This is a genomic window from Pseudomonas sp. SDI (assembly GCF_003105155.1).
GTDB lineage: Bacteria > Pseudomonadota > Gammaproteobacteria > Pseudomonadales > Pseudomonadaceae > Aquipseudomonas.
Genome location: NZ_QETK01000013.1, coordinates 15094 through 30159, shown reverse-complemented (window position 1 = coordinate 30159; position 15066 = coordinate 15094). Strand labels below are relative to the sequence as shown.

The window sequence follows — 15066 nt, the reverse complement described above, 5'->3', positions numbered from 1 at the left end:
CGCCCTGCTCTACCCTGCAACACCGCTAGACCGTCGGCCCGTGGGAGTGGGCCGTCCGGGGCGCACTCGCGCCAAAAAAACCGCAAGCGAACAATAACAATAGCCGGGAACCACAACATGAAACGCATCGCCTCTTCCCTCCTGCTGGGCAGCAGCCTGCTGGCCACCGTTCCAGCCATGGCGGGGGACCTGCTGCTTTGGCAGACCAACAGCCTGACTTACCTGTATGGCACCAAGTTCGAGGTCAACCCTGCGATCCAGCAGACCGTGACCTTCGAACACGCCGACAAATGGAAGTACGGCGACAACTTCCTGTTCGTCGACAAAATCTTCTACAACGGTGGCCAGGACCGTAACAAAGGCAGCAACACCTACTACAGCGAGATCAGCCCGCGCCTGTCGTTCGGCAAGATCTTCGATCGCAAGTTCGAGTTCGGACCGATCAAAGACGTGCTGCTGGCCATGACCTACGAGACTGGCGAAGGCGACAACGAGGCGTACCTGATCGGCCCGGGCTTCGACCTGGCTATTCCCGGCTTCAACTATTTCACCCTGAACATCTACCAGCGCAACACCGAGGGCAGCCGCCCGGGTGACGGGGTCTGGCAGATCACCCCTGCGTTTTCCTACACCATCCCCGTGGGCCGCTCCGACATCCTCATCGACGGTTACATGGACTGGGTCACCGACAACGACGAGACCCGTCGCGGCACCTACCACGCCAACCTGCACTTCAACCCACAGGTCAAATATGACCTGGGCAAGGCCCTGAACGTCGGCGCCAAACAACTGTATGTGGGCTTCGAGTACAGCTACTGGAAAGACAAATACGGTATCGAGAACAGCGGCAGGCTGGACACACAGCAGAGCGTGGCCAGTGCCCTGGTCAAGTTCCACTTCTGATTCCTGACCGAACGCACAGCTTTAGATCGACCTGCTCCAGGACGGAGCACTTGAGGGACAGCGCGCAAGCCAGTAATCTGCGCGCCCCCTCGATCAAGGCAGGACGGATCCTGCCTGCGTTTGCTGACCGCTCAGTCAATGAATTCGGGCGGTTGGCAGGCGTTACGCCAACCTGAAATACCCTTTTCATCTGTTCAGAAAGACGTCGAGCAGGACTGCTACCGCCACCTCGGAAAGTTGGCGCGGCACTTGCCAATTGTCTGTGGCCAATCGAAAAAAACTGACTCGCTGGACAACTTAATAAACAAAACGGCGCCATTCCAGAGTGCCGACAACAGATTCAATCAAGGGAGCAACATTGCGATGCGCACGACCAACCGCCTGATTCTTGCCGGCGCCCTGCTGGCCGCCAGTTCCGCCGCGACCGCCGGCGATCTGCTGCAATGGCAGAACAACAGCATCACCTACCTGTACGGCAAGGACTTCACCGTCAACCCGTCGATCCAGCAGACCTTCACCTTCGAGCACGCCGATGGCTGGAAGTACGGCGACAACTTCCTGTTCGTCGACAAGATCTTCTACAACGGTAAGAAAGACGCCCTGGCCGGCCCGAACACCTACTACGGCGAATTCAGCCCGCGCTTGTCGTTCGGCAAGATCTTCGACCAGAAGATCGCGTTCGGCCCGATCAAGGACGTGCTGCTGGCCATGACCTACGAGTTCGGCGAAGGCGACAACGAGTCGTACCTGATCGGCCCAGGCTTCGACCTGGCGATTCCTGGCTTCGACTACTTCCAGCTGAACTTCTACCAGCGCCAGACCGAAGGCAACCGTGCCGGCGACGGCGTCTGGCAGATCACCCCGGTGTGGTCGTACACCCTTCCAGTGGGCAAGTCGGACATCCTCATCGACGGCTTCATGGACTGGGTAGTGGACAACGACGAGACCCGCCGTGGTACCTACCACGCCAACCTGCACTTCAACCCGCAGATCAAGTACGACCTGGGTAAAGCGCTGAACTGGGGCGAGAAGCAGCTGTACGTCGGTATTGAATACGACTACTGGAAAGACAAGTACGGTATCGAAGACACCTCCAGCTTCGACACCGACCAGAACACCACCAGCCTGTTGGTGAAAGTGCACTTCTAAGCACTACGTGGCGATAAAAAGTCCGTGCCTCGCACCGAGGCACGGCAAACCACGTAAGCAATAACGCACACACAACGGGAAATTTCCTACAACAGTTTAAATTAGATCAACCATTCAATTTAAATACACGCGACGGCATAGCACCGCCAGCAGCACGGCCGGCAAAGCAATACCGAAACTCAATAGCGCGTACTCAACGGTTTCGTGCCCATACAGCGCCCAGATATCCAGTGCCAGCAGGCCCAGACAAATCAATAGCGCGCAGGTTGGCGCCAGGTAGCGGCCCAGTTGCGCCAGGCGCGGCGCCAGTAAGTGAGCATTGAACAGAAAGGCCAGACACAACCCCAGCCAGGTCAGCGCGGCCAACAGATAGATCGCCAAGTGATAGACGCCATACACAAGCGTTTGCCCGAACACGTTGCTGCCTCCTTGTTATTGATCTCGTGTTTCGCGATTCCTTATTGAGCGAAGCAAGCATAGCGCTGAATTTCACATGAACATTGCAATAAGTTGACAAATTTTTCTCTTCTCCTTTGCTACATTCGTTGAAATAACACCCCCTGACTTCAGTTTGCCCATATCCCCGCATTGATGTGGCGCCGATGAGCATCCAGGGAAAGGAAAAACGCAGCACACAAGGAACCGCTCACCATGCTCCCCCTGCGCTCGGCGCCATTGCGCTACCTCCTCCTATTGACCGCTACCTGGCTCGGCATTTTTGTACTGACCCGCAGCGTCTTGCTGTTCAGCCACCTGAACGAAGCCGGGCATGCATACTTTTCGATCTTCGCAATCGGGCTGATCTACGACCTGGCCTTCCTGCTCTACGCCGCCGTCCCCATCAGCCTGTACTTGCTGCTGTGCCCGCCGCGGCTGTGGCGTTCGCGCTTCAATCGCTGGCTGCTGCAAGGGGTGCTGGCCGCGAGCATCTTCGCCATGCTGTTCACCGCGGTCGCCGAGTGGCTGTTCTGGGATGAGTTCGGGGTGCGCTTCAACTTCATCGCCGTGGACTACCTGGTGTACTCCGACGAGGTGCTGAACAACATTCTCGAGTCGTACCCGATCGGTCTGCTGCTCGGCAGCCTGGCCGTGATCGCGCTGGTGCTCTGCGTGATTCTGCGCAAACCGCTGCGCCTGGCCCTGAACGCCCCCATGCCGGCGTGGCGCCCGCGCGTGCTGAGCCTGCTCGGGCTACTGCTGGTCGCGGGCCTGTGCCTGCAACTGGTAGACCAGGACAGCCCGCGCGGCCAGGGCGGCAATGCCTACCAGCGCGAACTCGCGAGCAACGGCCCGTACCAGTTCTTCGCGGCCTTCCGCAACAACGAACTGGACTACCAGCAGTTCTATAGCAGCCTGCCCGACACGCAAGCCTCCGAGCAGATTCGCGCCGAACTCAACGAACCGGACATCCAGTTCCTCGGCAAGGAACCCATGGACATTCGTCGCCGGGTCAGCAACAACGGCACGCCACGCCGGCCGAACATTGTCCTGGTGACCATCGAAAGCTTCAGCGGCAAATACCTGGGCAGCAATGGCGACAGCCGTAACCTCACCCCCAACCTCGACGCGTTGCGCAAGCAAAGCCTCTACTTCAACAATTTCTACGCCACCGGCACCCGTACCGACCGGGGCCTGGAGGCGATTACCCTGTCGATGCCACCGACGCCGGGGCGCTCCATCGTCAAACGCATCGGTCGCGAAAGCGGCTTTGCCAGCCTCGGCCAGCAACTCAGCGAAGTCGGCTACGACAGCGTGTTTGTCTATGGCGGGCGCGGTTACTTCGACAACATGAACGCGTTCTTCAGCGGTAATGGCTACCGCGTAGTCGACCAGAGCAGCGTCGATGAAAGCCAGATCCAGTTCAAGAATGCCTGGGGCATGTCCGACGAAGATCTCTACAACCAGACCTTGCGCCTGGCCGATGCCGACCATGCCAACCAGGTGCCGTTCTTCCTGCAACTGATGACCACCTCCAACCACCGGCCGTACACCTACCCGCAAGGACGCATCGACATCGCCTCGGGCAATGGCCGCGACGGCGCGGTGAAGTACACCGACTATGCCATCGGCAAGTTCCTCGAGCAGGCGCGCAGCAAACCGTGGTTCGACAACACCCTGTTCATCTTCGTCGCCGACCACACCGCGGGCAGTGCCGGCAAGGAAGACCTGCCGGTGCAGAACTACCAGATCCCGCTGTTCATTTATGCGCCGAAGCTGATCGAGGCGCGCGAGGAGGCCAAACTGGCCAGCCAGATCGACCTGGCACCCACCTTGCTGGGACTGCTCAACCTGAGCTATACCTCGACCTTCTTCGGCCGTGACTTGCTGCTCGAAGACAGCCTGCCGCCACGGGTGGTGATCGGCAACTACCAGCACCTGGGCCTGTTCGACGGCAAGGACCTGGCGATTCTCAGCCCGCGTGATGGCCTGCGCCTGCACCAGGATGCACTCGGCGAAAGCCGCGAGGTATCGGCTAACGACGACGACCCGCTGATTCGCCGCGCCATCGCCTACTACCAGGCAGCCAGCCACGGCTTCAAGCAGCACCTGCTCGACTGGGTGCCGGAAGCGAGCCAGCAGACCGCCCTGAAAAACTGACCTGCAGGCACGGCGCGCCCTACCCGGCCGCCGTGCTCAACCCTTACAGGCAGACCTTGAAGATCAGCCCTTGACCACGCGCCAGACCTTGCCTAGCAGCGCCACCACCGCCAATACCGCGGCGCCAGCAACGATCCCCACCCCGGCATTGAGCAAGGTCGCCGTCAGCACCCCACCGCGTTCGGCGCTGAACGCCTCGATGGCGTGATGCAACGGCGCCACGCCATGCACCAGAATCCCGCCGCCGACCAGGAACATCGCGGCAGTACCGATCACTGACAGGCTTTTCATCATGTACGGCGCCGCACGCAGGATGCCGTTGCCGAGAGCCTGTGCGGCACCCGAGGCCTTTTGCGTGAGCCACAGGCCAAGGTCGTCGAGCTTGACGATACCCGCTACCAGCCCGTACACGCCGATGGTCATGACAATGGCGATACCCGAGAGCACGATGATCTGTTGCGGCAGCGGTGCATCGGCAACGGTGCCCAGGGTAATCGCGATGATCTCGGCAGAAAGGATGAAGTCGGTACGCACCGCGCCCTTGATCTTGTCTTTCTCGAAGGCCACCAGGTCGACCGCCGGGTCGGCCACAGCTTCGCTGAGCTCGGCGTGGGCGCTAGCGTCTTCACTTTTGCTGTGGAGGAATTTGTGCGCGAGCTTTTCAAAGCCTTCGAAGCACAGGAAGGCGCCACCGAGCATCAACAGCGGCGTGACCGCCCAGGGAATGAACGCACTGATCAACAGGGCCGCCGGCACCAGGATCAGCTTGTTCAGAAACGAACCCTTGGCCACTGCCCAGACTACCGGGATCTCTCGTTCGGCACGCACGCCGGTAACCTGTTGCGCGTTCAGGGCGAGGTCGTCGCCAAGGACGCCGGCGGTTTTTTTCGCCGCGACCTTGGTCATTAGCGAAACGTCGTCGAGCACTGCGGCGATATCGTCGATCAGTACCAGGAGGCTGCTGCCTGCCATGTGCGGTATTCCATTGAGTGAGATGGCGCAAAGCATAGCCGCTGAGCGCGCAAAGGGGCAGCCTTGAGCGCCCTGCAAACGCGGTGCTACCATGCCCCACCGCCGTTTCCGGCAAGGAGTTTCCCGGTCCATGAGCACCATTCGCGAGCGCAACAAAGAACTGATCCTGAAGGCTGCCAGCGAAGAGTTCGCCGACAAGGGCTTCGCCGCCACCAAGACCAGCGATATCGCCGCCAAGGCCGGGCTGCCCAAGCCCAACGTCTACTACTACTTCAAGTCCAAGGAAAACCTCTACCGCGAAGTGCTGGAAAGCATCATCGAACCGATCATGCAGGCCTCGACGCCGTTCAATGCCGAAGGTGAGCCGCAGGAAGTGCTGAGCGCGTATATCCGCGCGAAAGTGCGCATCTCGCGCGACCTGCCGTTTGCCTCGAAGGTGTTCGCCAGCGAGATCATGCACGGCGCCCCGCACCTGAGCCCAAGCCAGGTGAAACAGCTGAACGAACAGGCGCGGCACAACATCGAGTGCATCCAGGGTTGGATCGATCGCGGGCAGATGGCGGCGGTAGACCCGCACCACCTGATGTTCAGCATCTGGGCGGCGACACAGACCTATGCCGATTTCGACTGGCAGATTTCCGTGGTGACCGGCAAGGCCAAGCTGGACGATGCCGATTACGAGGCGGCGGCGCAGACCATTATTCGACTGGTGCTCAAGGGCTGCGCACCGGATGCCTAAAAGCATCGCGGGACGAGCCCACCCACAAGAGCACTGAGCACCCGGTGGGAGCTGGCTCGTCCCGCGATGAGGCCAGCAAGCCTTACAATGAAATCGGCTTGCGCCCGGCAAACGAATGCGCCAGCGTGCCGCCATCGACCAGTTCCAGCTCGCCGCCCAGCGGTACCCCGTGGGCAATCCGCGACGCCACCAGGCCCTTGTCGGCCAACAGCTGCGCGATGTAGTGCGCGGTCGCCTCGCCCTCCACGGTCGGGTTGGTCGCCAGAATCACCTCGGTAAAGCTGCCCTGTTCGGCAATCCGCGCCATTAGTTGCGGGATCCCGATGGCCTCGGGGCCCAGGCCATCGAGGGGCGACAAATGCCCCTTGAGCACGAAATAGCGCCCGCGATAGCCAGTTTGCTCCACCGCATACACATCCATCGGCCCCTCGACCACGCACAGCAGCGTGTCGTCGCGGCGCGGGTCGGCGCATTGCGGGCACAATGCCTGCTCGGTCAGCGTCCGGCACTGCTGGCAATGCCCTACCCCATCCATGGCCTGGCTCAACGCCTGGGCCAGTCGCACCCCGCCGCTGCGGTCGCGTTCCAGCAACTGCAACGCCATACGCTGGGCGGTCTTTTGACCCACGCCAGGCAAAATACGCAGCGCATCGATCAGTTGGCGAATAAGGGGGCTGAAGCTCATGGTCAAAGGCCTGGCAAGTGAAAAGGACGAACGAAAAACGACAATGGGAGCCACGGCCTCGCAGCCGCGCTCCCACCGTTAGTCAAACAGGCAATGCCTTAGAACGGCATCTTGAAACCTGGTGGCAGTTGCATGCCAGCGGTCATGCCGCCCATTTTTTCCTGGCTGTTCTGCTCGACCTTGCGCACCGCATCGTTCACGGCGGCGGCGATCAGGTCTTCCAGCACTTCCTTGTCTTCCTGCATCAGGCTGTCGTCCAGGCTGATGCGCTTGACGTCATGACGGCCGGTCATGACCACGCTGACCAGGCCGGCGCCGGATTGGCCGGTCACTTCGGCATTGGCCAGCTCTTCCTGCATCTTGGCCATTTTTTCCTGCATCTGCTGTGCCTGCTTCATCAGGCCGGCCATGCCACCTTTCATCATGGGAGTCACCTCGGTATCAAGTTACGTAACGCGCCACGGGCAGTGCCGGACGCTGGGGTATACGGTTATTCGCTCTGGCTGACCAGAGCCTCTACGGGTTCAATACTATCGTGGCGCACGGTGGCGCCGAACTGCTTGATCATCTGCTGGATGAACGGATCGTTCTCGATCGACGCCTCGGCATCGCGCTGGCGGTTGGCCCGCTTGCGCGCTGCGGCCTGGGCCGGGGTTTCCTGCTCCGGGCGGATGAGCTCGATGGCCAGCGTGAGTGTGCGCCCAAAATGCTGATTGAGGGCATCGTTCAGGCGACGCTGCTGCGTGGTGTTGAACAATGCGCTGTGCGCCGGGTCCAGGTGCAGCAGCCAGTGATCGCCATCCATCGCCATCAGGGTACAGTTGGCGGCGATATTGCCGGTCATGCCGGAGATCGGCAACTGCGGGAACAATTCCAGCCATTGCAAGGCCAGCCCGGTGGCCGGCTGTGCAGCCGGTTCCGGCTCGGGTTCGACCAGCGGCGCGGCCACGCTTTCGCTGGCCAGTTCGTCCAGGTAGCTGTAGCCCGCCGGGTCGATCTCGACATCGTAATAGTCTTCGTCGAGCGGCGGCTCGTCGTCGCGCTCCATACCGGCCGGGCTGTAACTGATATCGTCGGCCGGTGGCCCGTCGTGGCGTGCAATGGCTGGCGCAGCCACCGGCTGCGGCACGACGGCGGCTGGCTCGGGCGCAGGCTCCGGTTCTGACTGCGGCACGGCTTGCGGCTCGGGCACGGCATCGACCGACGCGACCGGCTCGTTCCAGGGCAAATCGACTTCGACCTCGACAGGGGCCGGCTCGGCTTCTGGCACGGGCTCAGGCACCGCCGCTTGCACCGGCTCAGGCGCTACAACCGGCTCAGGCTCAGCCGGCGGCAGTGACGCAACCACAGGTGCAGCACCAGTGACCGGAGCCACCGCCGCAGGGGAGTCAGCTGTGGCCTGGCTGATCCCCACTGGCTTTAGCGTCGGTGTCGGCGCATCGGCCGTGTCGGCCGGGCGGAAGGCCAGCATGCGCAGCAGGACCATTTCAAAGCCACCGCGCGGATCGGGCGCCAGCGGCAAATCGCGCCGGCCGATCAGACCCATCTGGTAATAGAACTGCACGTCCTCAGCCGGCAAGGCCTGGGCCAGGGCCAGCACGCGCTCGCGGTCGCCCTGGCCGTTGTCGACCGCCTCGGGCAGGGCCTGGGCAATGGCCACGCGGTGCAGCACATTGAGCATTTCCGAGAGCACGCCGTTCCAGTCCGGGCCCTGTTCGGCCAGATGCCGTACGGCTTCCAGCAAGGCCCGCGCATCGCCTTCGAGCAAGGCCTGCAACACACCGTAAACCTGGCCATGATCGAGGGTGCCGAGCATCGCGCGCACATCGGCCGCCAGCACCTTGCCTTCACCAAAGGCGATGGCCTGGTCGGTGAGGCTCATGGCGTCGCGCATCGAACCGTCGGCGGCGCGCCCGAGCAGCCACAGGGCGTCGTCTTCGAACGGCACGTTCTCGACCCCGAGTACATGGCTGAGGTGCTCGACCACCCGCTCGGGGGTCATGTTTTTCAGCGAAAACTGCAGGCAGCGCGAAAGGATGGTCGCCGGCAGTTTCTGCGGATCGGTGGTGGCGAGGATGAACTTGACGTAGGGCGGCGGCTCTTCCAGCGTCTTCAACAAGGCGTTGAACGAGTGGCTGGAGAGCATGTGCACTTCGTCGATCAGGTAGACCTTGAAGCGCCCACGGCTTGGTGCGTACTGCACGTTGTCGAGCAACTCGCGGGTATCTTCGACCTTGGTCCGGCTCGCGGCGTCGATTTCGATCAGGTCGACAAAGCGCCCTTCGTCGATCTCCCGACACACCGAACAGGTGCCGCACGGGGTAGAGGTAATGCCGGTTTCGCAGTTCACGCACTTGGCGATGATTCGCGCGATGGTGGTCTTGCCCACGCCGCGGGTGCCGGTAAACAGGTAGGCGTGGTGCAGGCGCTGGTTGTCCAGCGCGTTGATCAGGGCCTTGAGCACATGGGTCTGGCCGACCATTTCGCGGAACGAGCGCGGACGCCATTTACGTGCAAGAACCTGATAACTCATCGAAAACCGTCGAATAGATAAACCAAAGACCGCTAATCCTAGCGGAGCGAGGCATAAATTGCATCCGCCACAGGAAGCACTCCCCCTGTAGGCGCTGGCAACCAAGCCACTTCTTCGGGTAGGCTGCGCTGCTTTCCGCCCCACGCCCCGCGCGAAAGGAGCCCTGCATGAAAGTCCTGTCTCTGTTCGGAACCCGCCCCGAGGGCATCAAGATGGCCCCGCTGGTGCAGGCGCTGGCCGACGCCGAGGGCGTGCAGAGCATCGTCTGCACCACCGGCCAGCACCGACAGATGCTCGACCAGGTGCTGCAACTGTTCGACATCCGCGTCGACCATGACCTCGACGTGATGCTGCCCGGGCAAACCCTCAATGGCCTGTTCGCCCGCCTGATGGGCCGCGTCGACGCGCTGCTGGAAGAAGTCCAGCCCGATTGCGTGCTGGTGCATGGCGACACCTCCACCGCCACCGCCTGCAGCCTGGCCGCCTTCCACCGGCGCATCCCGATCGGCCACGTCGAAGCCGGCCTGCGTACCGGCGACCTGAGCCAGCCGTTCCCCGAAGAGATGAACCGCCGCGTGGTCGATGTGATGGGCAACTGGCTGTTCGCGCCGACCCTGGCTTCGCGCGCCAACCTGCTTCAGGAGAACCTCCAGGGGCGCATCCACGTCACCGGCAACACAGTGATCGACGCCCTTGAGCTGGCCCTGCGCAAACTCGACGCCCGCCCCGAACTGAGCGCCAGCCTGGCCGCGCGCTATCCATGGCTGGATGCCTCGCGCAAGCTGGTGCTGGTGACCGGCCACCGCCGCGAGAACTTCGGTGCCGGCTTCCAGCAGATCTGCGCGGGCCTGGCCCGCCTGGCCCAGCGCGACGACGTGCAGATTGTCTACCCGGTGCACCTCAACCCGCAGGTGCGCAATGTGGTCATCGGTAGCCTGTCCGAGCACGCCAACATCTACCTGATCGATCCGCTGGACTACCTCGACTTCGTCTGGTTCATGCGCCGCGCCTACCTGATCCTCACCGACTCCGGCGGTGTTCAGGAAGAAGCCCCGCACCTGGGCAAGCCGGTGCTGGTGATGCGCGACACCACCGAACGCCCGGAAGCAGTCAGCGCTGGCACGGTGCGCCTGGTCGGCACCGACAGCACGCGGATCGTCCAGGCGGTCGGCAGCTTCATCGATGATGCCGCGCTGTACCAGCGCGTAGCGCGCAGCGTGAACCCTTATGGTGACGGTCAGGCCAGTGCCCGGATCATCGCTGCGTTGCAGGGTCGGCCATTCGTCGAATTCAACCCGCAAAGCGTGACCGCACCAAGGTAGTGCGCGTCGGATTTAGTCGGAAGCATGGGTTAGTCAAAAAAACGTCACAATATTTCCGCCGCGACTTAGCGTCGCGCTGAAACGTTTAATCAAAACCAAAATCTTGACACGCCACACACTGATCCTACACAGTCCGCCCGCTGTAATGTCAGACAAATGGCTCGTCACATGGAAGTTGCGGAAAACAGCACGACCACCGTCAGGTTTTCCCCTAGATAACGACCCCCTTCCCAGAGCACCTCGCTCACCCGAGGTGACAGACGACTGCTGCCGTCATTTTTCACTCAAGCACCGTATGGAAAGTCCATTGATTCGTATGCCTTGCTCCAGCCTGTTCACGCGCGCCCTGTTGCTCGCCCCGCTCGCCCTGCCCCTGACCGCCCTTGCCTCGCCATCCGGCGATGCCTTGCGCGCGTTGGCCCAGGACGACTGGGTCGTGCGCAGCGTGTCGCTGGCTGAACTGGGCATCAGCAACCCGGTGGTGCTGGAGCAAAGCGACAATCATCAGGCGTTCTTCCTGCCGGTACCGCGCGGTGTGCCCCTGAGCCAGGCGCAGGTAGAGGTGCAGGGCAGCTTCATCAAGGGTGAGCGCGTCGCGCCCACCCTGAAGATGTCGATCGATGGCCGCCCCCTGCTGGCCCGCCGCATCGACGAGGCCGAAGGCGACCTGGCGCGCAACCTGCCGGTGGAAGCCCGTGGGCATGAGTCGGGCTTCGTCAATTTCAGCATCGACTGGAGCTCGCCAACCGGCGAGCGCCTCTGCGAGCCAACCCGGCAGACCGCCAACGTGCTGACGGTGTCGCCCGACACGCGGCTGACCTACCGTTTCCCGATGAGCGCGCTGAGCAACCTCACCGACGCCTGGAATACCCTCCCGGGCAAGCCGGTGATTCTGATCGCCAACGGCAAGCTCGATGCGCGCAGCTTCGACAGTGCCTGGCGTCTCGGCGTGACCCTGGAGCGTGCGGCCAAGCGCGCCCAGGTGCGGGCCCTGCCCGCTGTCGGCGACAGCGTGAGCCTCAAGGGCGTCAGCGTCCCGCCGGCCCTCACCGGCGTACCGGCGTTCGCCGCGCTGGCCGGCGCCGGCCGTCACACCCTGAACACCCCGGCCGAACTCGGCGCGCTGTTGCTGCTCGACGCCCCGGCCACCCGCGCCGACCTGGCGATTGCCGACGACGCCCTCAAGGGCCAGCTCGACAGCGCCCTGCAGGCCCTGCGCGAACAGCTGCAAGGCGATGCCGATGCGCTCAAGGCCTTCGACGATTGGCGCGCCCGCCGCGCCTCGCTGGCCAGCAAGACCTTCGCCAGCCAACACGTGGCGTTGGCCAGCCTCGGCGGCCAGGCACTGATCGCCGTGGCGGCCGACGCCGGGGCCAAAGCCTCTGGCCTGTTCGACAACCAATGGCGCAACGTCCTCACCGCCCCCGAGGCCACCGTGCATGCTGCCGGCGGCAGCCTGAACAACGATCAGCGCCACCTGCGCCTGAGCAATCTGGGCGGCAGCCACACCACCTTCGACGTGGTCACCCGCGGCGAATGGGCCGCGACCTTCCCGCTCAGTGCCGTGTCAGTCGACGGGCACATGCCCGGCGAATTGGTGCTCGACCTGGCTGCGGCCCCCGGCGCCTCGTCGACCCGCCCGGTCGCCTCGGTGATCTGGAACGGCGTGCTGCTCAATGCCCGTCAGCTCGACGCCAACGGCCAGGCCGAGCGCCTCAGTGCGCGGGTGCCCGGCTACGCCCTGGGCGTGAACAATACCCTGCAGGTGCAGTTCCAGCGCCAGCCGGTGTCGCCGAACTGCGCGGAAATCCCGCAGGGTTTCCCGGTCAACGTGCTGCCTAGCAGCTACCTGCAAGCGGCCAGCGCCGAACCCGACGGCACTTTCGTCGGCCTGCTGCCGCTGCTGGCCGGCGAAGCCCAGGTGATCGTGCCCAGCGCTGCGCTGCAAACCCCGGCAGCCAGCCTGAACCAGGTCATCCGCCTCGCCACCGCCGCCTCCATTTCGCCGGTGAAAGCCGAACTGACCCTGGCCGACCCAGCCCAACCGTTCGCCCCAAGCAAGCCATTCCTCTCGCTGCTGGTGCCGCTGCAAGGCGCCAAGCCGCTGGTTGACGTGCAGGACGCCGAGCGCCTGCGTGCACAGAACCACGACCAGCTTGCTGTCGACGTGCAGGGCCCGCAAGACCTGAGCGCCGTCTCGGTGGTCGCGTCGGCGGGGCAGAACGGCGTGGTCTGGTACGCCCTCGGCGCGCAGCCGGTGGTGCCGCACAAGGCCTTCGTGCTGACCCGCGGCAATGCCGTGGTACTCGGCGCCAATGGCCCGCTGATCTGGGTCGACACCACCGACCCGGAACTGAACCTCAGCGCCAGCCCATTCCACCAGTGGCGCAAATACCTGGTGTGGGCGCTGCCGACCTTCGCCGCGATCCTCCTGCTGTTGCTGGTACTGGGCGTGCTCGCCCGTAGTAGCCGGCTCAAGCACAAAGGCAAGTAAGGCCGCCAGGAACAGACCATGTCCTCGCTCTATTGGCCTTACCTGCTGGCGGACTACTACCGCGGTCTGGAGATCGTGACCGCGGTCGTGGGCGTGCTGATCCTGCTGTCCAGCCTCGACGACCTGTTCATCGACGCCTGGTACTGGGTGCGCCAGGTCTACCGCAAGCTGCTGGTGCGGCGTAAGCGCTACACGCCGCTGACCGCCGAGCAACTGCGCGCCAAGCCGGAACAGCCGCTGGCGATCATGATCCCGGCCTGGCTGGAATACGACGTGATCGCGCCGATGCTGGAGAACATGGTCGGCTCGCTGGAGTACAAGAACTACTACATCTTCGTCGGCACCTACTGCAACGACGCGCGCACCATCGAGGAAGTCGAGCGCATGCGCCGGCGTTACAAGCAGCTGATCCGCGTCGAGGTGCCGCACGACGGCCCGACCTGCAAAGCCGACTGCCTGAACTGGATCATTCAGGCGATCTTCGCCCAGGACGCGCGCCAGCCCGAGCCGTTTGCCGGGGTGATCCTGCATGACAGCGAAGACGTGCTGCATCACCTCGAACTGCACTACTTCAATTACCTGCTGCCGCGCATCGACTTCATCCAGTTGCCGGTCACCTCGCTGGAACGCGACTGGTACGAACTGGTCGCCGGCACCTACATGGACGAGTTTGCCGAATGGCACACCAAGGACCTGGTGGTGCGCGAGAGCATGTCGCGGATGGTCCCTTCGGCCGGGGTCGGCACCTGCTTCTCGCGCCGTGCGCTGGTCGAGTTGTCGGCGGAAACCAACAACCAGCCGTTCAACACCGACACCCTTACCGAAGACTACGACATCGGTGCGCGCCTGGCACGACGCGGCATGAAGCAGATCTTCGGCAAATTCCCGGTGGACTATGTGGCGCGCCGCACCACCTGGTTCGGGCACGGCGCAGAAAAGATGGTGGCGGTGCACATGCCCCTGGGCGTGCGCGAATACTTCCCCGACACCTTCCGCACCGCCTACCGGCAGAAAGCGCGCTGGACCCTGGGCATCGGCCTGCAGGGGTGGAGCCAGGTCGGCTGGGCCGGCTCGCTGGCGACCAAATACCTGCTCTACCGCGACCGCAAGGGCCTGATCACTTCCTTTATTGCGATCCTTGCCTATGTGCTGCTGGCACAGCACCTGCTGTTCCTGCTGCTCAGTGCCAGCGGCCTGTGGACCACCTTCTTCCCCTCGACCTTCAGCCCGCACAGCGGCCTGCTCGACCTGATGTGGGCGAACACCGTGGCGCTGAGCCTGCGCATCCTGCAACGTGGTTACTTTGTCGGCCGCCTGTATGGCTGGGAGCATGCGCTGCTGTCGGCACCACGGATGATCATCGGCAACTTCATCAACGCCATGGCCGCCGCCCGCGCCTGGCGCCTGTACCTGGGCTACCTGTTCCTCGGCAAGCAACTGGTCTGGGACAAGACCATGCACGACTTCCCCAGCGCCGATCAGCTCAGCCAGCAGCGCCTGCGCCTGGGCGATCTGCTGATGTCGTGGCGAGCCATCGACGAGGCCTCGCTGGCCAAGGCCCTGGAAGCCCAAGCCCTGGAACACAAGCCACTGGGGCAGATTCTGCTCGAACACGGCTACCTCGACGAAGACACCCTCAACGAGGCGATTTCCTTCCAGCAGGAAAGCGCC

Annotated in this window: 11 protein-coding genes and 1 pseudogene; 7 read left to right on the top strand and 5 right to left on the bottom strand. The window is 63.1% G+C overall.

Annotated elements, in window-relative coordinates; all coding sequences use genetic code 11:
* Positions 1–117 precede the first annotated feature (117 nt).
* Together DCO48_RS10735 and DCO48_RS10730 are read left to right on the top strand one after the other, a co-directional pair.
* Entirely contained in the window at positions 118–903 is a 786-nt protein-coding gene (locus tag DCO48_RS10735) for an outer membrane protein OmpK (protein WP_116550585.1), read from the top strand.
* A gap of 363 nt (positions 904–1266) precedes the next feature.
* Positions 1267–2052 carry an outer membrane protein OmpK gene (locus DCO48_RS10730; RefSeq protein ID WP_116550584.1) on the top strand — a complete coding sequence of 262 codons (786 nt, stop codon included), beginning with the start codon at positions 1267–1269 and terminating at the stop codon, positions 2050–2052.
* Between the two features lie 114 nt (positions 2053–2166).
* Here DCO48_RS10730 and DCO48_RS10725 read toward each other — a convergent pair whose 3' ends face one another.
* Positions 2167–2469, bottom strand: coding sequence for a hypothetical protein (locus tag DCO48_RS10725; protein ID WP_116550583.1), 303 nt, complete (start codon positions 2467–2469; stop codon positions 2167–2169).
* A gap of 234 nt (positions 2470–2703) precedes the next feature.
* On the opposite strand from DCO48_RS10725, the gene DCO48_RS10720 reads away from it, so the two are divergent.
* Positions 2704–4650: an LTA synthase family protein gene (locus DCO48_RS10720; RefSeq protein ID WP_116550582.1), complete on the top strand. Its 1947-nt coding sequence runs from the start codon at positions 2704–2706 to the stop codon at positions 4648–4650.
* 63 nt (positions 4651–4713) lie between these two features.
* Here DCO48_RS10720 and DCO48_RS10715 read toward each other — a convergent pair whose 3' ends face one another.
* Positions 4714–5622, bottom strand: coding sequence for a DUF808 domain-containing protein (locus DCO48_RS10715; protein ID WP_116550581.1), 909 nt, complete (start codon positions 5620–5622; stop codon positions 4714–4716).
* A gap of 130 nt (positions 5623–5752) precedes the next feature.
* On the opposite strand from DCO48_RS10715, the gene DCO48_RS10710 reads away from it, so the two are divergent.
* On the top strand, positions 5753–6361 hold the full coding sequence (locus DCO48_RS10710) for a TetR/AcrR family transcriptional regulator (protein ID WP_116550580.1): 609 nt from the start codon (positions 5753–5755) through the stop codon (positions 6359–6361).
* Between the two features lie 82 nt (positions 6362–6443).
* Here the strand turns inward: DCO48_RS10710 and recR are convergent, their stop codons facing one another.
* From recR to dnaX, 3 genes are all read right to left on the bottom strand, one after another.
* Entirely contained in the window at positions 6444–7046 is a 603-nt protein-coding gene (gene recR / locus DCO48_RS10705) for a recombination mediator RecR (RefSeq protein ID WP_116550579.1), read from the bottom strand.
* A 98-nt stretch (positions 7047–7144) separates the two neighbouring features.
* On the bottom strand, positions 7145–7471 hold the full coding sequence (locus tag DCO48_RS10700; RefSeq protein ID WP_028945400.1) for a YbaB/EbfC family nucleoid-associated protein: 327 nt from the start codon (positions 7469–7471) through the stop codon (positions 7145–7147).
* Between the two features lie 65 nt (positions 7472–7536).
* A complete protein-coding gene (gene dnaX, locus DCO48_RS10695; RefSeq protein ID WP_116550578.1) occupies positions 7537–9579 on the bottom strand; it encodes a DNA polymerase III subunit gamma/tau in 2043 nt (680 codons plus the stop codon).
* 167 nt (positions 9580–9746) lie between these two features.
* On the opposite strand from dnaX, the gene wecB reads away from it, so the two are divergent.
* The 3 genes and pseudogenes from wecB to DCO48_RS10680 form a co-directional block, all read left to right on the top strand.
* A complete protein-coding gene (gene wecB / locus DCO48_RS10690) occupies positions 9747–10901 on the top strand; it encodes a non-hydrolyzing UDP-N-acetylglucosamine 2-epimerase (RefSeq protein WP_116550577.1) in 1155 nt (384 codons plus the stop codon).
* Positions 10902–11208: 307 nt separating this feature from the next.
* The gene (locus DCO48_RS10685; protein WP_218276121.1) at positions 11209–13395 is read left to right on the top strand and encodes a hypothetical protein; all 2187 of its coding nucleotides are present in this window, start codon (positions 11209–11211) and stop codon (positions 13393–13395) included.
* 18 nt (positions 13396–13413) lie between these two features.
* A pseudogene (locus tag DCO48_RS10680) lies at positions 13414–15060 on the top strand (glycosyl transferase family protein); the annotation flags it as partial.
* Positions 15061–15066 lie beyond the last annotated feature (6 nt).